This is a genomic window from Bacteroides sp. FSHCM14E1 (assembly GCF_019633785.1).
Lineage (GTDB): Bacteria > Bacteroidota > Bacteroidia > Bacteroidales > Bacteroidaceae > Bacteroides > Bacteroides hominis.
The window spans coordinates 322,099-342,875 of the sequence record NZ_JADKYL010000004.1; the positions used below are offsets into that span (position 1 = coordinate 322,099).

Annotated in this window: 15 protein-coding genes and 1 tRNA gene; 8 read left to right on the top strand and 8 right to left on the bottom strand. The window is 45.7% G+C overall.

What is annotated here, in order from left to right; genetic code table 11:
• The first annotated feature begins 112 nt into the window (after window positions 1-112).
• Genes ISX59_RS08965 through ISX59_RS09000 form a run of 8 tightly spaced genes read left to right on the top strand, consistent with a single transcriptional unit; the run spans window position 113 to window position 9,515 of the window.
• Entirely contained in the window at window positions 113-2,851 is a 2,739-nt protein-coding gene (locus ISX59_RS08965; RefSeq protein WP_032538010.1) for a carboxypeptidase-like regulatory domain-containing protein, read from the top strand.
• A gap of 26 nt (window positions 2,852-2,877) precedes the next feature.
• A complete protein-coding gene (locus tag ISX59_RS08970; RefSeq protein WP_032540096.1) occupies window positions 2,878-4,092 on the top strand; it encodes a DUF4876 domain-containing protein in 1,215 nt (404 codons plus the stop codon).
• 38 nt (window positions 4,093-4,130) lie between these two features.
• Window positions 4,131-5,681: a DUF6850 family outer membrane beta-barrel protein gene (locus ISX59_RS08975; protein ID WP_220575831.1), complete on the top strand. Its 1,551-nt coding sequence runs from the start codon at window positions 4,131-4,133 to the stop codon at window positions 5,679-5,681.
• Window positions 5,682-5,701: 20 nt separating this feature from the next.
• Window positions 5,702-6,286 carry a hypothetical protein gene (locus ISX59_RS08980; protein WP_032531695.1) on the top strand — a complete coding sequence of 195 codons (585 nt, stop codon included), beginning with the start codon at window positions 5,702-5,704 and terminating at the stop codon, window positions 6,284-6,286.
• Window positions 6,270-6,845, top strand: coding sequence for a PepSY-associated TM helix domain-containing protein (locus ISX59_RS08985; protein ID WP_005807549.1), 576 nt, complete (start codon window positions 6,270-6,272; stop codon window positions 6,843-6,845). Before ISX59_RS08980 ends, ISX59_RS08985 begins: the two co-directional genes overlap by 17 nt.
• Before the next feature lie 27 nt (window positions 6,846-6,872).
• The gene (locus ISX59_RS08990; RefSeq protein WP_005807547.1) at window positions 6,873-7,760 is read left to right on the top strand and encodes an ABC transporter ATP-binding protein; all 888 of its coding nucleotides are present in this window, start codon (window positions 6,873-6,875) and stop codon (window positions 7,758-7,760) included.
• A gap of 22 nt (window positions 7,761-7,782) precedes the next feature.
• Window positions 7,783-8,454 carry a hypothetical protein gene (locus ISX59_RS08995; RefSeq protein WP_032540094.1) on the top strand — a complete coding sequence of 224 codons (672 nt, stop codon included), beginning with the start codon at window positions 7,783-7,785 and terminating at the stop codon, window positions 8,452-8,454.
• A 32-nt stretch (window positions 8,455-8,486) separates the two neighbouring features.
• Entirely contained in the window at window positions 8,487-9,515 is a 1,029-nt protein-coding gene (locus tag ISX59_RS09000; protein ID WP_005821108.1) for a DUF4857 domain-containing protein, read from the top strand.
• Window positions 9,516-9,667: 152 nt separating this feature from the next.
• On the opposite strand, the gene ISX59_RS09005 is transcribed toward ISX59_RS09000, so the two are convergent.
• The 8 genes from ISX59_RS09005 to ISX59_RS09040 all read right to left on the bottom strand — a co-directional run bounded on the left by ISX59_RS09005 (window position 9,668) and on the right by ISX59_RS09040 (window position 20,667).
• Window positions 9,668-9,743 (bottom strand) — tRNA-His (locus tag ISX59_RS09005).
• A gap of 78 nt (window positions 9,744-9,821) precedes the next feature.
• The gene (locus ISX59_RS09010) at window positions 9,822-10,940 is read right to left on the bottom strand and encodes a CapA family protein (protein ID WP_032540093.1); all 1,119 of its coding nucleotides are present in this window, start codon (window positions 10,938-10,940) and stop codon (window positions 9,822-9,824) included.
• 12 nt (window positions 10,941-10,952) lie between these two features.
• A complete protein-coding gene (locus ISX59_RS09015) occupies window positions 10,953-12,584 on the bottom strand; it encodes a TlpA disulfide reductase family protein (RefSeq protein ID WP_032540092.1) in 1,632 nt (543 codons plus the stop codon).
• 63 nt (window positions 12,585-12,647) lie between these two features.
• Window positions 12,648-13,529 (bottom strand): bifunctional methylenetetrahydrofolate dehydrogenase/methenyltetrahydrofolate cyclohydrolase FolD, encoded by an 882-nt coding sequence (folD, locus tag ISX59_RS09020; protein WP_005807539.1) that lies wholly within the window; start codon window positions 13,527-13,529, stop codon window positions 12,648-12,650.
• 557 nt (window positions 13,530-14,086) lie between these two features.
• Window positions 14,087-15,406: a signal recognition particle protein gene (ffh, locus tag ISX59_RS09025; protein ID WP_005780411.1), complete on the bottom strand. Its 1,320-nt coding sequence runs from the start codon at window positions 15,404-15,406 to the stop codon at window positions 14,087-14,089.
• A 151-nt stretch (window positions 15,407-15,557) separates the two neighbouring features.
• Complete coding sequence (locus tag ISX59_RS09030) at window positions 15,558-16,880, bottom strand: MATE family efflux transporter (protein ID WP_032540090.1); 1,323 nt, start codon at window positions 16,878-16,880, stop codon at window positions 15,558-15,560.
• A 74-nt stretch (window positions 16,881-16,954) separates the two neighbouring features.
• The gene (locus ISX59_RS09035) at window positions 16,955-18,907 is read right to left on the bottom strand and encodes a sensor histidine kinase KdpD (protein ID WP_032540089.1); all 1,953 of its coding nucleotides are present in this window, start codon (window positions 18,905-18,907) and stop codon (window positions 16,955-16,957) included.
• Window positions 18,904-20,667: an ATP-binding protein gene (locus ISX59_RS09040; protein ID WP_233481299.1), complete on the bottom strand. Its 1,764-nt coding sequence runs from the start codon at window positions 20,665-20,667 to the stop codon at window positions 18,904-18,906. Before ISX59_RS09040 ends, ISX59_RS09035 begins: the two co-directional genes overlap by 4 nt.
• Window positions 20,668-20,777 lie beyond the last annotated feature (110 nt).

Genomic DNA, 20,777 nt, shown 5'->3' on the forward strand with positions numbered 1-20,777 from the left:
AAACAACTAAATGTAGGTATTGTGTTTGCATATAGATACAATATTATACCTAAATTTTGGTATTGTCCCCGCTGTGGGTATATTGTACTTTTGCGAGCTAATAGAAGGTGAGATGATTCGTAAAATTGCATATATACTTTTTTTATTTATAATTTGCTGTAATGTGTCTCGTGCGTGGGGGCAGACGTTTGTATTCCGGGGTACTGTATTGGATGAACAAACTCATAAAGCATTGGATTATGCCACCATTCAGTTGTTTGTGGAGAAACAGTTTGCTTATGGCGGAATAACAGATGCAAACGGACATTTTGAACTTCTTCATATCAAGCCCGGGACCTATCGGATCGTCGTATCTTATTTAGGGTATGATTCTACCGAAAAAGAGATTAAAGTGCTTGGAAATACTTCAGAAATCTTTCATTTAAAGCCCTCAAACATGGCGTTGAACGAAGTGGTAGTGACTGCTTCCGAATCAAAGCGTGCTACCAGTGCTTCCATAGTCGACCGTACTGCCATGAAACATCTTCAACCCAGTAGTTTCAGTGATTTGATGGAACTGATACCCGGAGGAAAATCGGCTGATCCTCAGATGGGACAGGCCAATCTGATTCGTATACGTGAAACGGGTAATACGGAAGATATCTCTTCATTGGGAGTTGGATTTTACATTGATGGTATTTTTCAGAATACGGATGCCAATCTGCAGTATATGCCGAGTAGCACTTCTGCTGTAAATGCGACGAGTACGATGTCAAAGGGACTGGATATGCGTACCATTCCGACTGATAATATTGAAAAGGTGGAGATCATTCGTGGTATTCCCTCTGTAGCTTATGGTAACGTGGCAAACGGCGCTGTGATTATCCAGCGTAAAACCAGCGAAAGTCCGTTATCTGCACGCTTCAAGGCTGATAAGACCAGCAAACTGTTTTCAGTGGGCAAAGGATTCCGGTTGGACGGGAACGGACGTTATGTTTTGAATGCCGATTTGAGTTATCTGGATTCAAAAATAGATCCGCGCAACAGCGTGAAAAACTATACCCGTCTCACAGCCTCCACCCGTCTGGATGGAAAATGGTTATGGAATGAACGTAATATTCATTGGAATATCAGTACCGACTATACCGGATCGTTTGATGATGCGAAACGGGATAAAGATGCAACCGTAAAGGAGGACTCTTATAAATCAGACTTCAGTAGTTTGAAGATGGCAGGAAAATGGAACCTGAAATTCCCTAACCATTCGTGGATTCGTGAGATTAGCGCGGCAACTTCTGTCAGTTGGCAGTGGGAGAAGATGCGTGAAACGAAATCTGTGTCTCTGAATCGTCCGGCCGCTATTGCTACTCAGACAGAGACCGGAGAATCTGATGGCATCTATCTGCCTTATAATTATGTGGCGCAGATGGAAATTGACGGTAAACCTTTATATGTTACGGCTTCTGCCCGTACGCAATTGGCTTTTCCACTGGGGATGCTGCAAAATGCAATGAATATAGGGGTGGAATGGAATTATCAGAAGAATTTGGGAGAAGGCCAGGTATTCGATGTGACACGGCCCATCAGTGAAAGTTTGAGTACACGTCCGCGCCGTTTTAAGGACATACCGGGGCTGCAACCTTTCGCCTTCTATGCCGAGGAGGTGTTGAATCTTCCTGTAAATAGACATAAATTGGCTTTTACGGCCGGTATCCGCTTGCAGTCCTTATTGGGGCTGGACACTAAATATAAGATGCAGGGTAAGATATATCCCGATCTCCGTCTGGACTTGCAATGGAGTTTGCCGGTATCAAACGGATGGAATGTTGCCTTTTCGGGAGGTTTGGGCTGGATCAGCCGTATGCCGACCACCGCACAGCTATATCCGGATTTTAAGTATGTAGACTTGATCCAGCTGAATTATTACCATACCAACCCGGATTATCGCCGTATCAATATGATGACGTATAAATGGGATAATACAAACTATCAGTTGGAACCGGCACGTAACATGAAATGGGAAGTGCGGGCCGACGTCAGCTATAAAGGAAACCGTCTGTCGATGACTTATTTCCGCGAACGGATGAACAATGCTTTTGATGATATCACTTATTATAAATCATTGGCGTATAAGCTATATGATCCTGCAAGTATCGACGGCTCAGCTTTGACGGCTCCTCCCCAACTTTCTCAGTTGACTTATGCAAATGAATATAATCTGGATGTGTATTCCACACAAGGCAATGTAATGAAGGTGCGTAAAGAAGGAGTGGAGTTTCAGTTCGCTTCCAAACGAATCGAATCGCTCAAGACCCGCGTCACTATGTATGGAGCCTGGATAAAGACAGTTTATAATTCGGACTCTCCCAAATATAAGGCCTCTTCTATATTGTTGGACAACAAACAGTTGAAATATGTGGGGTTGTACAATGGGGACAACGGAACAGAAAGCCAGGCATTCAATACGAACTTTATGTTTGATACCTATATACAGCGTTTGGGACTTACTTTCTCCACGTCGGCACAATGCACTTGGTATACCAACAGACGGAACTTGTGGAATAACGGCGTGCCGGTAAGCTATATCGATCAATCCGGTGAAACGCATCCGTTTCGCGAAGAAGATAAAAACAATATTCAGTTACAGCATCTGGTGGAGAAATATTCAGCCACTTATTTTGAGCGTACTACTGTGCCTTTTTATATGGATATCAATCTGAAGGCGAGTAAACGGATCGGTAAGTATCTGAATCTGGCTTTTTATGTAAACCGGCTTTTGGGTATTTATCCTGATTATACGTTACGGGGCGTACTGCAACGGAGAACGTCCGAATCGCCTTATTTCGGTATGGAAATGAACTTGACTTTTTAGTAAATGAATAATAAAACAAAATAGAAATGAAGATGAAAAAGAATCAATTGACAATCGCAATCCTTTTTGCGACAATGCTGGGATTTACCGCATGTAGTGATGATGACAAAGTGAGCATATCCACTGTAGGTATTACCACTACTGTAGATACAACCATCGAGGGTCTGCAACTGACCGGTGGAACCTATACTTTTGAAAATGTAAATACATCTGTCAAGACAGACATTGCCTATCCGGCTCAAAGTATTGAATTGGCGGACGGGTTGTATAATGTAACTTTCATTGGTAAGGGAACTTACTCACAGAATGGAACTCCGGTGGAAGTCGATGTACAGGGAGTGCAACAGAGTGTGGCCGTATCCGGAGGGTCATACAAGTTGGAACTGAAAGTTCATGTACTCAATACAGGTGACCCCGATTTTGTGATTGCCGAGATATTTATTCCCGGAACCTATAATGAAGCAGGCAAGCAATATAATGGCGACCAGTATGTACGTATCTATAATAACTCGGATAAAGTTTTGTATGCGGATGGATTGATATTTATGGAATCACAATTCCAAACTACCCAGAAATATCAGTCGGTAGATCCGGATATTATGAATGAAGCTATTGCGGTAGGCTCTGTTGTAGCGGTGCCGGGCAGCGGAACAGATTATCCGGTACAACCGGGAGAGTCCTTTATCCTTTGTGACAATGCGATCAATCATAAAGAGGCTAATCCGAATTCTATAGATTTAAGTAAAGCCAATTTTGAGTGGTATATTGAATCGAAGCAAGATGTGGATAATCCGGCTGTTCCCAATCTGGATGTTTATTATTGTTATTCCAAAACTATCTGGGTGTTGAATAAACAGGGAAATCGCGCCTATGCTATCGGCAGATTACCCAAAGGCATGACTAAAGAAAAGTATATTTCAGACTATGCATACAACTATACGTATATCATGCAAAATGGAACAGCCAGTAAACCGCAAAGCAAATATAAGTTCCCCAATGAGTGGGTGATTGATGCTGTAAATGTAGGTGCTTCCAATGAATGGCAGTGGAATGTTACCTCTACCGGGTTGGATATGGGGCATACTTATATCGGTGTGAACAATACCGTTGCAGAAAACATCGGAAAGTGCGTAATGCGTAAAGCTGCCTATAAGGATGGTGATCGGGAAGTATTGCAGGATACAAATAACTCTACCGTTGATTTCACACCTGCGGCTACTCCGAGCCTGTTTAACAAATAATTGAATCCATCCTATTGATATATAAATCTTTATTATTCATGATGCGAATCCGAATTATCATTACGTTGCTGATTGCTTTATTTGTGGAGAGTCGGCAGGAAGCCTTCGGGCAGACTGCCGACACATTCTCCCTGTCCGATAAGGTAATCCGTACCGCTTCATTCGCGACCGGATTTCGTGGTGAGGTATGGCGGAATTCGGCACTTTATTATTACTATACTCCGTATACATGGACAAGGCTGGACGTAAATGGAGCTTATCATGATAAAGGAAAAGCATCTTTGAAACAGGAAGGTGATAAGGATACCCGTATCGGGGTAGATGTCAACTCTTTCGTCATTCTTTCGGAACGTGATCGTGTATTCGGTTCAGCAGGATACAGAAGTGAGAAGCAGGAGAATGTGTTATGGAATGAAAATATAGACTGGAAACTGATCGCTCCTTACGTGACCGGTGATTCCATTGGCGGTTTCCTGAAAGGAGAAACTTATTATTTCAATGGAGGTTACGCCAGTGAGTCGGGTTCCTGGACGTGGGGAATCACCGGTGGTTACAGGGCGTCTCATAATTATCGGGATAAAGATCCGCGTCCGCGTAATACAGCTTCCGATCTCTCTTTTGCTTTGGGAGCAGGATATCGTCTGGGGACATATCGTTTGGGAGTTTCTGCAGATTTCCGGCTTTATCAGCAGAAAAGTGAGATTTCATTCCTTGCAGATAAAGGTTCCACTTCGGTATACCATATGTTGGGATTGGGCATGGATTATGTGCGTTTTGCCGGAAACCAGACCGGAACGAAGCATCAAGGCACCCGGTGGAGAGGAAGCATAGGCATTCTGCCGGCTGATACGGAGAAGGGGATATCGGCCACAGTCTCAATTGACCGTATGTCGATGGACAAGAAATTGAGCAATGCCAATAATCTCACTTTGCTGGAATTGAATACGACTGATTTGAAAGGGAACGTGACTTGGATGCGGGAACTTCAGCAGGCAGAACATCTTGCAGTGAAACTGGATGCAGGCTATACAGTCCGTAAAGGAACGGAGAATATTTACGGAGAGGCGGGCGGAAGCTCTTATGGAGCATTAATCAGCACATCTCCGGGAATGAAGGTCACGAATAGTAGGATTGCCGTAAGTGGTTTGTGGGAGAAGCTTTTGACCGATAAAGGTGTATGGGGAGGAGCAATTGTTCCAAACATAATCTACCATCGGTTGGAGACGGATTACAACGCCGTATCCCGGTTTGTTCACCTGTCTGCTCTGGAGGGTTCTTTGCGTGCCCGTTTGCAGTATCAGAAGAGGCAGCTGCGATTGACCGCAGAAGCTAACGGTGGATATTATGCCAATTTATCGGCTGAATATTCTTTACCGGGATTGGAGGCCACGAAGTCGTCCGCCCAGACTTTGTTGGCGAATATTGACTATTTATCTGATAGCTACAGTATGGTAGGGATTCGTCTGCAAGGGGATTATCCTATCATGAAACAGTATAACCTGTCTTTGTCTGTTCAATGGCAGACTGCATATTATAAAAAATGCGGAACGGCCCAGTATGCCGCTTGTTCACTGGGCATCTTTTTCTGAAAAATAAAAACAGTTAGCATATGAAAATTAAGTTTATGGTCGCTGCAACCTTAATGGCAGCTTTAGTAATTACTACTTCTTGTGGAAACAGTAACAAACAGAGTCAGTCCGAAAAAACGGAGCAGGCGGCTCCGGCGGCATTGAGCGTCGATAACCTGCTGGCGCATGCCGATTCACTGGCTAACCGGGAGGTGACTATAGAAGGAATCTGCACACATACCTGCAAGCACGGAGCTACAAAAATATTCCTGATGGGCAGTGATGATACCAAAACGATTCGTGTGGAAGCCGGACCTTTGGGTTCGTTTGACACCAAATGTATCAATGCCATTGTCACAGTGACCGGAACGTTAAAGGAACAGCGGGTAGATGAAGCTTACTTGCAAAACTGGGAGGCTAAACTGAAAGCCCAGACCGAAAAATCTCATGGAGAAACTGCTGCCGGATGTGATTCGGAAAAAAAAGCACGCGGCGAAACAGCCAACACTCCTGAAGCCCGTATTGCAGACTTTCGCGCAAAGATAGCAGAAAGAAAAGCTGCTACCGGAAAAGATTATCTGTCATTCTACTATATGGAAGCCAGTTCTTATGAGATCGCAGAATAAAGGTGCTGCATTCCGCAAATGGAGCCGGATTATCCACCGTGATCTGTCTTTCTTCTTTGCAGGAATGATTTTGATTTATGCTATTTCGGGTATCGTAATGAACCATAGGGATAGCATAAATCCCCATTATACAGTGACACGAACGGAATATAAAATAACAGAGGACCTGTCGGACAAGAATAAAGTCAATGAGAAGATGATTTTGGCTTTGTTGGAACCACTGGACGAAGCCGGAAATTTTACTAAATATTATTATCCGAAACCGGATCGGATTAAGGTTTTTCTGAAAGGAGGTTCAAGTCTGGTGATTAATACCCGGACAAAAGATGCTGTCTACGAGGGGGTGAAGCGCCGTCCGCTGATCTCTTCCATGGTACAACTCCATTTCAATCCGGGCAAGTGGTGGACTTGGTTTGCCGATGCCTTTGCTGTCTGTCTGATTATTATCACTGTCAGCGGTATGGTGATGATAAAAGGTCCTAAAGGATTGTGGGGTAGAGGGGGAGTCGAGTTGGTGGCCGGTATTCTGATTCCTATTCTTTTCCTGACGTGTTTCTAATAACAAACGAAAAATGATTTATAAAGCATGAGTGCAATTATAGAATGTAAGAACCTGACTCATTATTACGGTCAACGTAAAATTTATGAGAACTTGAGTTTTGAAGTACCTCAAGGGCGTATCTTGGGATTGTTGGGTAAAAATGGCACAGGGAAAACGACAACCATTAATATATTGAGCGGTTATCTTCAGCCACGTTCGGGCGAATGTCGCATCTTTGGTGAGAACATTCAGACCATGGACCCTGCTTTACGCAGGAATATCGGCTTATTGCTGGAAGGTCATGTTCAATATCAGTTTATGAATATCACACAGATAGAAAAGTTTTATGCTTCTTTTTATCCGGGACAATGGAAAAAGGAGGCTTATTATGACTTGATGAATAAACTGAAGGTAGCTCCGGGGCAACGTATCTCAAGAATGTCGAACGGACAGCGTTCGCAAGTGGCATTGGGACTGATCCTGGCACAAAATCCGGAGTTGTTGATTCTGGATGATTTCTCTTTAGGACTTGATCCGGGTTATCGCCGCCTTTTTGTGGATTATTTGCGTGACTATGCCCGTTCCGAGAACAAGACTGTTTTCCTGACTTCCCATATTATTCAGGATATGGAGCGGTTGATTGATGATTGTATTATTATGGATTATGGTTCTATCCTTATTCAACAACCTATTGAAACGTTGATGAAAGAACTGAGAAGATATACTTGTACTGTGCCCGAGGGTTATCAGCCTCAGTTGCCGGCAACTTGCTATCATCCGGCTGTCATCCGTCAGACCTTGGAAACGTATTCTTTTTTGCCTCCCATGGATGTGGAGAAACTATTGAAGGAAAGTCAAGTTCCCTTTACTGGTTTACAGCACGAAAATGTAAGTCTGGAAGATGCCTTTATCGGTCTTACCGGAAAGTATTAATATGTAAATAAATAGAAGAAATATGATACAAGCCATATTTTATAAAGAGTGGATAAAAACGCGTTGGTATTTGTTGCTGGCAACTCTTTTTATGATAGGAATCACAGGATATTTCATGCTTCGTATTGGCCGCACCATTGCCATACAGGGAATCGATCATTTATGGGTGGTAATGGTTCAGAAGGATGCTATATTTATTGATTTGTTGCAATTTGTCCCTTTACTTATCGGTATTTTGCTTGCTGCCGTACAGTTTTTTCCCGAGATGCAACGTAAGTGTTTGAAACTTACTTTGCATTTGCCTTATTCACAGAAGAAGATGGTCATGTCGATGTTGGCCTATGGTGTACTTGCACTGGTTACCTGTTTTGCTATGAGTTTTATTATTATGGGAGTTTATCTGCCACAACATTTTACAAGTGAGTTGGTGCAGCGTATCTTATTATCTGCAGCTCCATGGTTCCTTGCCGGATTTGCCGGTTATCTGCTTGTTTCATGGATTTGCCTGGAGCCCACATGGAAACGCAGGGTTTTGAATCTGATTATTGCGGCATTGATTTTCCGTGTCTACTTTCTGGCTCCGGGAGCGGAGGCTTATAACAGTTTCTTGCCCTGGCTGACACTTTATACGCTGCTTATCGCTTCTCTTTCGTGGATTTCTGTGGTACGGTTCAAGGCCGGTAAGCAAGACTAACTGAATGTTTATTACTAAAAAATCAAACAAACATGATTCGATTCAGCAAAATATTTTTTTATGTTACTGTGGCTGTCCTGCTTGTATGGCAGTTGCCTTGGTGCTATGCTTTTCTCACACTGAAGCCTGTCAAAGCTCCTTTTACTATGTATAGTTCCGTACTTGGTGATTTTGTTATTACACAACTGGATGAGAATAAGCAACTTCACCGCTATGATACAAAAGGCAATACATATACACAGCAGCAGGTGGACAGTTTATTGCCTTCTCTCTATGTACGCCAGCTTACGGCGGACGAACGTTTCCCTGATACCATTTGTGGCAAGGCGGTTAGTCCGAAAGATATTCAATTGACAAACTTTACTTTCAAGAGTGTGCCGTCAGCCATCAATGCTCCTCAGACAGGACTTTATTTCCTGATGGAGTCCATGTCCAAACGGGTGGATTTAAAAATGCCCGAAGATGCATTCCGTTTTACCGATAAAGGTATGGAATTTATTCGTATGGAGACGAATCGTATAGATGAGGCGAAGAGCAAATTGTTTACGGATATGCTGGTTCAGAAAGGGTTTGCTTTTCCCGCAAGCTATGCTTCGGGCAATCCGACTACCCGTAAAGACTATGATGAGGGATATCTGGTTTTAGATGCCAACCATAAACTGTTCCATCTGAAGTGCACCAAGGGACGTCCGTATGTGAAAGCTATTCAGTTGCCTGAAGGAGTCTTGCCGGAATATGTGTTTATTACTGAGTTCCGTAGTCGCCGGACTTTGGGGTATATGGTTGATAGCAAGCATCATTTTTATGTTATCAATAGTGATGGAAGTTTGGTGAAATCAGCTCTCCCCGGTTTCGATCCGGCAAAAGATGAGTTGACCATCTTTGGAAATATGTTTGATTGGACTGTAAAGTTATCGACAGATAAAGATGATTATTACTATGCCCTGGATGCTACAGATTATTCACTGATTAAAGAACATGCCTATAAAGATATGCGTCGTTCTGTTCCGGGATTGTCCTTTACATCTCCTGATGATAAGTTTGTCATGCCGCGTTTTTAAATGCGGCCTGATAAAATATATTTCATTTTAATGACTATATATTACTTTAGAGGCAGGGCTTTGACCCTGCCTCTAAAGTAATATAATTTTCTGGAAAGCCTGATATATAACGAAGAAGAGGAAATTCAATAATGAATTTCCTCTTCTTCGTTGGGTGGAAGACCGGACTCGAACCGGCGACATTCAGAACCACAATCTGACGCTCTAACCAACTGAACTACATCCACCATGTTAGCATCTCTCTCAAATGCGATGCAAAGGTAGCGATTCTTTTTAAATCTGCAAACATTTCGCGAACTTTTTTCTTCAAAAAATGTATTCATTAATTCCGCGGTTATGCTTGCGGAAGAGTTCACGCGTGTCATTAATAAAGATTTTCAGGCGGTTACGTTCTTCTGCCGATAAAGAGTCTGTCGGAATACTTGCGGGATATAAAACGTAATTTTTCTTTTTGGAGAGTATGGGGCGTGCCGTCCATACCAGACCATATCCGCAATTACTGACAGATATGCCCGTGCTGTCTTTCATTAATTCGAGTTTAAAGAGCAGTCCGCCGTCTGTTTTACGGGCAGACATGTTCGAAATAAAATTGCCTAAAGAGTAGAGGACTACATTCTGCCGACCGGTGAGGGTATCGGTCCGCAGCTCCATGGGTTGCACTACATGGGGGTGGGAACCGATCACATGGGTGACTCCTTGACTAAGTAGCCAGTCGGCCAGGGAGGTCTGCTCCTTATTGGGCAGTGACTGATATTCGATCCCCCAGTGCATGCAGGCAATCAATACATCCGGATGCAGAGCCTTAGCAGCTTCAATGTCCCGTGTCATGACAGCCTTGTCGATGTAGTTGACTATGTTTGGGGGAGAAACTTTAATGCCGTTGGTGCCGTATGTATAGTTGAGCAGGGCAATCCGAAAGCCGTTCTGTTCCAACAATAGTGGATAGCGTGAAGCGCGGGCCGTACTGTCAGTGTAAGTTCCGGCATAAGGAATTTGTAGCGAATCCAGCATCAGGATGGTTCGTTCCAGCCCTTTTTTGCCCCGGTCGAGACAATGATTATTGGCGGTTATCAATACATCGAAGCCGGCGTCTTTTATGGCGGACAGATATTCGTCGGGAGCACTGAAAGCGGGATAACCCCGGTAAGGTTTTCCTCCGAGGGTTACCTCCAGGTTGCCGATGGCAATGTCTGCTTTACTGATTTCTTCTTTTACCAGTTTAAAGTAGTCCGTGTAGTCGTATCCCTTGCTGGTCCGGGCTGCATCTATCTGTGCCTGATGCTGCATTAAGTCGCCTGCAAAGAGGAGTGTAATCTTCTGCGCAGATATCGTATCGGGCGCCGGGACAGGGACGGGCTGTTCTTGTGCATTGCTGCTGCAAGATACAGAGCAGAAAAACAGGGAAAGAAGAATCAGATGTTTCATAAGCAACAGGTATTAAAGTTCTTTCTGAAGAATGTGTTCCACCTCCTCGGCTGTAGGGTTCACGGCAAGAATGATTCCTTGGGCGTTCACCAGGAAAGTTCCTCCGGCAGCATTCGGTATCCGGTATTTTGACCAGATCTGTTGAACATCATTCAGTTCGATAAGGTTCAGCCAGGGGTAACCGTCTTTCCGTATGGCTTCTCTCATACGGATATCGCTGTTCTGCTCGCGCGCTACGCCGATGACGGTGAATCCACGGTCTTTGTATTTTTCGTAGATGGGAATCAATTGCTTGGAGGCCGTACGGCACGGACCACACCAGGAGGCCCATAGGTCGATCAGAGCCACTTTGCCCCGGATCTGTTCGGACAACTGAACCATGTTGCCGTTCAGGTCGGGAGCGGAGAAGTCGATGAAATGGTTTCCCGCTTTGGGCTGGTTATTGTCGACAAACATTTGCATTTCCCGGGTATAAGGATGTTCGGGATAGCGGGAGGCGTACACTTTTTGAAATGCTTCCAGATAGGGGGTGACGTCTTCGCCTTTCCGTGCGTTCTCCACCTTTATTTTCAAGATGAATAGTCCTAACAGCGAAGGGTGTTGCGAGGCTTGTTCCGTTTCCCAAAGGGTCTTTTTCCGGAAGAGTTGTTCCCTTTCCTTCATCAGTGCTTTTGCTTCTTCTGTGAATGCTTCGCCACTTTCTTCCAGGCGGTCCCTTTCTCTGAAGAACTTGTTCTTTTCTTCGGGATTGTCTTTCACCTGATCGAACTTTTTCCAGAGTGCTTGCATGGCTTCGCTTTCAAAACGTCCGTATTTCTCGAGCGTATCTCTTCGTGCGTTGAGTTCATCGAAACTGAACTTATCCTTCCCTTCCGCTTCAAATTGCCGGAGGGCCGTGGTCAGTGGGTTGAGGGTCTCTATGCGATAGGGTGGGTGTGCGTCTATGGGAGATATGGTGAAAGATACCGTTCCATTCTCTGCGAAGAAAGTGACCGGATACCAACAGCCGTTCAGCAGGTCGTCCCAGCAGATAAGTTCGTAAGCCTTTTCGTGGTCGGTATAGAAGTCGTACTCAAAGATGCCGTTGCGTACCGGTATCGAAATCCACGGGGTACCGTTCGTATTCTTGTTGCTTTCTATGAGTATCAGGCGGCTGGTTTGTGGGCGGTCTGCCATTTTTCCGGTCAGGTGGCAGTGTACTTTCTTTTGGGGGGCAGATGCGTCAAGGCAAATCCCCTCGATCCGGAAGTCCTCTTCATTGTTGCTTTCTGCAAAGTCTATCGTCCGGTCCTGCGGGTCGATAGGGGCAAATTGCAGGATAAACGTCACATTGCCCGAAGCCGGCATGTATACTTGCTTGTCCAGCTCGAAACCTTGCGATCGGACGACAGGGTAATTCTTTCCGCTTTGCACTCCGTGTAGAGAGAGCCCCGAAGCCAGCCGTATCCAATAGTTAGGGCGCGAGTAAGCATCCATATACAGAATGGTAGCTGTGTCATTACGGACGATCCGGCTGATTTCAAGTGCGTCGGTATTTCTTTTTTGATATGAAGGATAGTCGATAGAGAAATTTTGTGCGGTAGCCCATGGGGTACATGCGAAGAGAAGGACGCACAAGCTTGTAGTTTTAAATATCGTATTCATGATGCTAAGGTATTGAAAAATTTTCCGTTTCCCCCTCTATGAAGAGGGAAACGGAGGAATGGGTTATTGATAGATCGCCTTTTTACCTGCCAGCAGAGTATTCTTCATCAGAGAGACGATGGTCATCGGGCCTACACCTCCCGGAACAGGGGTGATGTAGGAGCATTTCGGAGCTACCTCATCGAACTTCACGTCACCTGTCAGTTTAAAGCCCGATTTCTTGCTGGCATCCGGTACGCGGGTAGTACCTACGTCGATTACCACAGCACCCTCTTTCACCATTTCCGCTTTCACGAAGTTGGGTTGTCCCAGTGCGGCGATGATGATATCCGCTTCCCGGCACTCTTTCACCAGATCTTTCGAACGGCTGTGGCATACGGTTACCGTTGCGTCTCCCGGATAGGCCTTCTGCATCATCAGTGCTGCCATCGGTTTACCGACAATGTTACTGCGTCCCAGTACGACGCATTTCTTACCCGAGGTCTCTATCTGATAACGTTTCAGCAGTTCGAGGATGCCGTTCGGGGTAGCTGATACATAACAAGGCAGTCCGATAGACATACGTCCTACGTTGATCGGATGGAATCCGTCTACATCTTTGCGGTAGTCAATGGTTTCAATTACCTTTTGTTCCGAGATATGTTTCGGTAACGGAAGTTGTACGATGAATCCGTCTATATCTTCGTCATCATTCAGTTCACGTACTTTGGCGAGCAGTTCGTCTTCCGTCACGTCGCTTTCGTAACGAATCAGTGACGACTTGAATCCGCACACTTCGCAGGCTTTCACTTTAGCGGCTACATATGTTTCGCTGCCTCCGTCGTGTCCTACGAGGATGGCTGCCAGATGCGGGCGTTTGCCACCCCGGGCTACTATTTCTGCCACTTCGGCTGCAATCTCCTGTTTTACTTGTTCGGAGATGGCTTTTCCATCAATTAGAGTCATTTCTTATCTGTTTATTGGGTTATTTAATATTGAGTACTTCAGTCACTTTCTTTATCATGGCTTCACCCCTGAGGTCACGTGCGATGATTGTTCCGTCCGGTCGGCCATCCCGGCTACGGAAGCAAGCGCCAGAGTGAAGAGAATGTGTTTCATTGATTCAATGTTTTTATGGTATCAGACAAAAGTAATATCATTTACCATCTCCTGTTTTTTGTCAAGAGTAGCTTTATAGATTATTAACAGGAGGAGGGGAGTGGGCGAAAGCAGGGAGGTACTTTTCGGGATAGAGCCTCGGTCCGATACAAGTAGAGCCGGGGTTTTGCCGAAATGCAGTAAGCATTTGGAGGAAATGCAACCGGCATTCGGGAGTATAGCAACCGTCTTCGGAGGCTTAAGCTGCGGGCTGTAGGTTCTCCTTTCGGTTAGGTGCATAAAAAAAGGAGGAACCACGGTTTCCTCCTTTTATTGCATTCTGATTGAATCTATTGAATGATTACATTGACAAAGATACATCATCCCAAAGCCAAAGTCAAGCTTTCGGGACGAAAAGTGCAGTTTTATTTCATCTTCGGCATCATCTTGCCCATTTTGCTGCTGGTTACCATTTTCATCATTTTGCGGGTCTGGTCGAATTGCTTCAGCAAGCGGTTCACTTCCTGGATAGTCGTACCGCTACCTTTGGCGATACGTGTACGGCGCGAGCCATTCAGGATAGCCGGATTGCTGCGCTCTTCCGGAGTCATGGAGTAGATGATGGCTTCAATGCTCTTGAAAGCATTGTCGTCAATGTCGATGTCTTTGATAGCCTTGCCTACACCCGGAATCATCGATGCAAGCTCTTTCAGGTTACCCATCTTTTTGATCTGGCCAATCTGGCTGAGGAAATCGTTGAAGTCGAACTGGTTCTTGGCAATCTTTTTCTGAAGGCGTTTGGCTTCTTCTTCATCATATTGTTCCTGCGCACGTTCCACCAGCGAAACAATATCACCCATACCTAAGATGCGGTCGGCCATACGGGCGGGGTGGAATTGGTCGATGGCATCGAGTTTCTCGCCTGTACCTACAAATTTGATAGGCTTGTTCACAACCGAACGGATAGAGAGGGCGGCACCACCACGGGTGTCACCGTCGAGCTTCGTCAGCACTACGCCGTCGAAATCGAGACGCTCATTAAACTCCTTGGCGGTGTTTACGGCATCCTGACCGGTCATGGAGTCTACCACGAACAAAATTTCGTTCGGTTGGATGGCTTCCTTGATAGCTGCGATTTCATTCATCATCTGCTCGTCGACTGCCAGACGTCCGGCCGTATCGACAATTACCAGGTCGTAACCTTTGGCACGTGCCTCCTTGATGGCGTTTTGAGCTATGGCAACGGGATCTTTGCTGTCGATTTCCGAGTACATCGGTACATCGATTTGTTCGGCCAATACACGAAGCTGTTCGATGGCGGCAGGACGGTAAACGTCACAGGCAACGAGCAACGGGCGCTTGTTCTTCTTGGTTTTCAGCATACGTGCCAGCTTGCCTGAGAAAGTAGTCTTACCCGAACCTTGCAGACCGGACATCAGGATGACTGCCGGTTGGCCTTTGGTATCTATCTCGACAGTCTCTCCACCCATCAGTTGAGTCAGCTCGTCGTGAACGATCTTCACCATCAATTGGCTTGGTTTTACGGCTGTGAGCACGTTTTGTCCCAATGCTTTTTCCTTCACTGTATCCGTGAAGCCTTTGGCTACTTTATAGTTAACGTCGGCATCGAGCAGTGCCTTGCGCACGTCTTTCAGGGTTTCTGCTACGTTGATTTCGGTGATTTTGCCTTCACCTTTCAGAATCTTAAACGACCTTTCGAGTCTTTCGCTTAAATTGTCGAACATATCTTTGAATTATGAATTACTAATGATGTGTAAAATCCACCACGGATTACACGGATTAACACGGATTTTGTATTTGAAATAGAGAGTATCTGTGCTAATCTGTGTAATCTGTGGTGAAATCAGCCGCAAATGTACAAAAATCTCTTGTACTTTATATCTTTTTGTTCTGCCATTTTGCTTTTTTGAAGTAAATATAGCTTGTGGCGAGCAACAGTGTATAGTACAGTATCTCAATTGTAAAGCACCATTCGATGGGAGCTTTTACCCACATTCCGATGAAAATGATATACGATCCGTAGATTGCGATGGTGATGGCTTCGAGCATCAGTGCCGCCTGAGTGTTGCCTGTGCCCGATATGCCGTTGAATACCACATTGGCTACCGAAGCAATCAGCATGGCCGCGCAGATAACGTATACCGATGGTACGGATTCATTGATCAGCGCTGCCTCGTTGGTGTATACCGAAAGCAATGCCTGTGGGAAAAGGGCGGTTACGATGACCAGTCCCAGCATGATCAGGAAAGAGAAACGCCCGATTTTGTTTATCAGGGGCATCACGTGTTCGATGCCTCCCGCGCCGATGGCGTTGCTCACCAGGCTGTTGGTGGTGGTTGCCAGTGCATTTACCGGAATCAACATGACGATGTAGATACTTCGTACGATGTTGGCAATGGCGAGTTCACGCTGTCCCAACCTTTCCACAGCCACAAAGAAAATGAACCAGGTGGCCATTGACAGAAAATACTGCAACATGGTGAAGCACGATATGCTGAGGATGCGCATCAGCAAAGCCGGGTCGAACGAGCGTAAACGATTGAGACCGTATCTTTTCAGGTCGACGGTGATATACGTATAAATCAGGAAGAACAGCAGAGAAGCCGCTTCGGCTATTACCGAGGCGATGGCGGCTCCTTTGATGCCCATCTCCGGCAATCCGAAGTGTCCGAATATCAGGGCATAGTCCAGTACCACATTGGTCAGAGCCATTACTACCGCATTGATGGTAAGTACCTTGGTGCGGGTGATTCCGATATAGAGTGCCCGGAACATGACGTTGACAAACGAGAAGAAAAAGCCGAAAATGCGCCAGTCGAGAAATTCCATCGTGGCGTCATAAATGCTTTCGGAAGATACCAGCAGGCGCATGATGTTGCCACCGAATGCTTTGGTAAAGCCGAAAAGCAGAAGAGCCATGGCAAGCAGGAACAAGACTCCCTGGATCATGACAGGCCCCACGTCGGTATAACGCGCTTCACCGTTGCGGCGGGCAATGACGATCTGTGAACCGGTGCTGAATCCGAAGGCAATGGTGAAAATACATATATAGAAAAGCCCGCCCATGGCAGAGGCACCAAGAGCTATCTCACTGACGCGTCCCAGAAAGGCGGTGTCGGTGACATTTATGACATTTTGCGCAAGCAAGCTCAGGAGAATCGGGTAACTGACACTCCAGATCTGTTTGTTGGTATACATAAATAAGGATTTTAGTTTGCAGGCCGCAAAGATACAACTTTCTGCAGAAGTTGACGAGTCACCGGGAAAAGAAGTCAATTTTTCCCCAACGGATAGGTGAAGAGGATGGTCGGTTTTTCGCCTGCGTTTGCCTGTACTTTATAGTTTCCTCCGAAATACTCCAGCAACAACCGGTTAATTTCGTGGCGGATGTATACCTCCTGTGAGGTAAATCTTTCGTCGGCCAACGGGGAGTTAATGATGCGGAAACGGATCATGTTCTTTTCTGTGTCATGGGTCACTTTGAAGTCGATTTCCCGTTTTTCTTCACACTTCTGCGGATAAGTCAAAGTACTCAGCAGCGCTTGGCTGAAACGGGCCGTATCGATACGGATGTCCAGGTCGGGGGCTGTTTCGTTTCCGAGCCGGATACAGATGTTCTCTTCGTTGCGCATACGCGCCATGTAGAGAGCTTCGTTACAGAGTTCGGTTAGTCCGTATTCCTGAATATTGAACTTCATCATGCCTGCTTCAAGCCGCGATAAATCGAGTACATCATTGACCAGGCGCATCAACTCTTCCGAATTTTTCTGGATGATGGAGGAGTATTCTTTCCGGACTTCGTCGGTCATGTTGGATTCGGAAGCTATCAGTTGCGAGAAGCCCACTACGCCGTTCAGCGGGATACGGATGTGGTAACTCATGTTCGACAAAAAGCGGTTCTTCATCTCGTTGGCTTCTTCCGCCATACGGGTTGCTTTCCGTGTCTCTTTTTCCGATAGCTCCAATGCTTTACGAACGTGCGAGATACGAAGCATGAAGACAATCAGGATTGCCAGGACAATGCCGACAATGACCAAAGCCGTCAGTTGGATATCGCTTTTCAACTGTTCTTCTTCCAAAGCTACTTTGTCGATATTGTATTTGGCCTTTATCTGCTGCATCTGTTTATCGAAAATAGTCGTTTCGATGGAGTCTTTCAGGTGGAGTGTCCCGATATACAACGGAAGAGCTTCCGCACTCCGCCCGGCTTCTACCAGAAGATCGGCTTTGGACAGCTGCTGGTGGATATAATTGCTGTTCCGGTCTTCTTGTAATAAAATGACGGTAGAGTCCATCTTCGTAAGTGCTTTGTCATACTCTTTTCGAGTTCGGTAATAAGCTGCATAGGCATCGTAATAGAGCACCCGGTACATGAAGAAAGTATTGGGAGTAAGATATTTTCCGGCTTTTTCCAGGCTTTCGTGTGCCTGTTCCGATTGGCCGGTATTCAGATAATAATAGGTGTAGTACACCTCACCGAACAGATAAACATCATAAAATGCCTCTTTGAGCATCGGGTTTGTGGCAGTGTGCTGTTGCAAAGTCTCTTTTAACTTTCCGAGGTATTCGGACAGCTGTTTGTTGTTCTGTTTATCCTTGGCTACCGCAATCAGTTGGCAAAGGATCGAGATCCGTACCACGGCATTGTCTGTTCGCGAAGATAGTTGATAGGCTTCTTCCAATGCTTTCATTCCCTCGTCCCATCGCTCCGTGCCGATATAGGCATTGCCCAGACATTGTTTGGCTCCGATCAGTCCGCGGACACAGTCCACTTTCTTTGCCCTTTCGAACATCTGGTTTGCCTCGTTGATGGCAAGTTCATATTGTTCTTCATAAGTGTAGAGGTCTGTCTGGAAGCGGAGAGCGTCGAAATACAGATCCCAGGTTTTCGACTTCCGGGCATAAGGCTCCATAATGTCCAGCCATTTCTTTACACTGTCCCGGTTGCTTTGGTTATAGTAGTACACTGTGTGCAGATAGGCGGCTATGGTGTTGTATTTATCGTTATTCTGTAGAGTTGCTTCTTCTCTCAGCAGGTTTGAATATGTGATACATTTGGGTGTCAACTGTTCTATTTGTGCCAGTTTCTTGAGCATTTCCAGACGTGTGGAATCATGCGGAAGTGTCTGTGCCACCCGATACAGGCTGTCGGCTTCTGTTTGTCCGTCCGCATACGCTCCTGAGGCCAGACAGCATGCAATAAGGATCAGTATGAATCGTTTCATCCTTCTGCCTCCTCTTCTTTTGTGGGTCCGATGGGGTGTGTAAACCGGAAGCGTGCACCTCCGGTGTACTCCGGGTCAATCCATATCTTTCCTCCGATTTGTTCGATGATAAGCTGGCAAATGGAGAGTCCCAGTCCTGTTCCCTGTGCCCCTTCATTCAGCTTTTCGAAACGGTTGAATATCTGATTCTGTTTTTCCGGGGGGATGCCGCATCCGGTATCCGTTACTGTGAACAGGGCCATGGTCTCTGACTCTTTCTCCAGTGTCAGGGTGATGTTGCCTTCGGTGGTGAATTTGGTGGCATTGATCAGCAGATTGATCAATACCTGTTGCAGACGTGATTCGTCGGTACGCAGAGTCAGTTTGTCCAGTGAAGTGATGAAACTGACTCCGGCCTGGGTTTGCTTCACTTTTTCTACAGTATCGATTACGTTGCGGCATATATTGACTGCGTCACATTCCTTAAAGTTGAAAGTCAACTTACCCGGGTCGAGACTCGACAGATCTATCACGTCATTGATCAGCTTTAACAGCAACTCGGAATTCTGCTGGATGATGTCGTTGCATTGACGTCGTGTATCATTGTCGATAGACTCTTCGGTCAGGATGGATGAAAATCCGGAAAGGGCATTCAGCGGTGTCCGTATTTCGTGGCTCATATTGGATAGGAACAGGCTTTTGGTATGTATGGCGTTTTCGGCATACTTGCGTGCAATCTCCAACTCTTCTTTGGAATGGAGAAGGCGGTTGGCTTCCTGCCGGATGCGGACGATCAGCAGCAAAATAAGCACTAATATGAAAATGGAAGCTATGATAACCCACAGGGTGATCTGGTTGCGTTGTATCTGGTTCCGGATTTCCATCTGGTCTATCTGGTACATGCCTCTCAGGTCATTGATTTGCCGGGCATAACTCAAAGCGTTCAGCGAGTCTTTTTGTTCGTTGGCCTTTTGGTAGATCAGGCAGGCTTCTTCTGTCCTTCCCATCTTAGTCAGTAGCTGCGCACACTCCAACTGCAATCCGATGTGTTTGTTGGGAGCGGGTGCTTTAGGGGTATTTATCAGGCGTTCATATTGTTGCAAGGCGAGTCCATACTCACCGATAGCCTGGTAGTATTGTCCCAATATGTAGTTAAAGATACTGCGGAGATAGAGGAATTTCAATTGGTCACTGATTTTCCTTGCTTCGTCCAAACTGGCTTTTCCTTTCTCCGGATTGCCTGCTTCAATGTCATAGTAAGCTTTACACGCACATAAAAAAAAGTGGAATGTAGGAATTGGAGTGGCGGTATGCAGGTTCTCGAATCTTTTCAGATAGGTACGTGCTTCGTCCATGTGTGATGTCTGGATCAGGGTCAGAATGAATTTCGGAAGTATTTCCTGTTCGAGGATTTCGCTGCCCGGTATCTTGTCCAGCAATTCCAGGGCTTCCTTATAGGATTCGATGGCAGGTTCCTGCATGTTGGCGTTGAGGTAAGCATCCCCGATGGCGCGGCTGGAAAGGGCAATGCCGATGGGGTAATTCAGCTCTTTGGCTTCCTTGTACATCTGGCGGGCATGGTCGATGGCCATGTTCATGTCTCCGCGTGTGGCATAGGCAGTCGCAATAAGCTGTTTCAACTGGAAGAGGGTTTTGTACTCTTTCTGTTTTTTCAGGATAGGAGCCAGTTCATGACCCCATTGGATGATACTGTCGTTGGGAGCTTCTTTGCTATAATTGAGGCTGTTGTCAATCAGGTTTTGGAGTGCTGACACGTGCATTGTTGCTTTATTGGCAGCATGTGTAGTGACAGAGTATAGGGTTACTACTGCTATAAACGTTATATTAATAAACTTTCCCACAGTAATTGTTGTACTTCCGGTGTTTGTTT

Excerpts from the sequence above, each read along its gene's own strand:
- ISX59_RS08965 (WP_032538010.1), top strand. The coding sequence starts at position 113 with ATGATTCGTAAAATTGCATATATACTTTTTTTATTTATAATTTGCTGT.
- ISX59_RS08970 (WP_032540096.1), top strand. The coding sequence starts at position 2,878 with ATGAAGATGAAAAAGAATCAATTGACAATCGCAATCCTTTTTGCGACA.
- ISX59_RS08975 (WP_220575831.1), top strand. The coding sequence starts at position 4,131 with ATGATGCGAATCCGAATTATCATTACGTTGCTGATTGCTTTATTTGTG.
- ISX59_RS08980 (WP_032531695.1), top strand. The coding sequence starts at position 5,702 with ATGAAAATTAAGTTTATGGTCGCTGCAACCTTAATGGCAGCTTTAGTA.
- ISX59_RS08985 (WP_005807549.1), top strand. The coding sequence starts at position 6,270 with ATGAGATCGCAGAATAAAGGTGCTGCATTCCGCAAATGGAGCCGGATT.
- ISX59_RS08990 (WP_005807547.1), top strand. The coding sequence starts at position 6,873 with ATGAGTGCAATTATAGAATGTAAGAACCTGACTCATTATTACGGTCAA.
- ISX59_RS08995 (WP_032540094.1), top strand. The coding sequence starts at position 7,783 with ATGATACAAGCCATATTTTATAAAGAGTGGATAAAAACGCGTTGGTAT.
- ISX59_RS09000 (WP_005821108.1), top strand. The coding sequence starts at position 8,487 with ATGATTCGATTCAGCAAAATATTTTTTTATGTTACTGTGGCTGTCCTG.
- ISX59_RS09010 (WP_032540093.1), bottom strand. The coding sequence starts at position 10,940 with ATGAAACATCTGATTCTTCTTTCCCTGTTTTTCTGCTCTGTATCTTGC.
- ISX59_RS09015 (WP_032540092.1), bottom strand. The coding sequence starts at position 12,584 with ATGAATACGATATTTAAAACTACAAGCTTGTGCGTCCTTCTCTTCGCA.
- folD (WP_005807539.1), bottom strand. The coding sequence starts at position 13,529 with ATGACTCTAATTGATGGAAAAGCCATCTCCGAACAAGTAAAACAGGAG.
- ffh (WP_005780411.1), bottom strand. The coding sequence starts at position 15,406 with ATGTTCGACAATTTAAGCGAAAGACTCGAAAGGTCGTTTAAGATTCTG.
- ISX59_RS09030 (WP_032540090.1), bottom strand. The coding sequence starts at position 16,880 with ATGTATACCAACAAACAGATCTGGAGTGTCAGTTACCCGATTCTCCTG.
- ISX59_RS09035 (WP_032540089.1), bottom strand. The coding sequence starts at position 18,907 with ATGAAACGATTCATACTGATCCTTATTGCATGCTGTCTGGCCTCAGGA.
- ISX59_RS09040 (WP_233481299.1), bottom strand. The coding sequence starts at position 20,667 with ATGCACGTGTCAGCACTCCAAAACCTGATTGACAACAGCCTCAATTAT.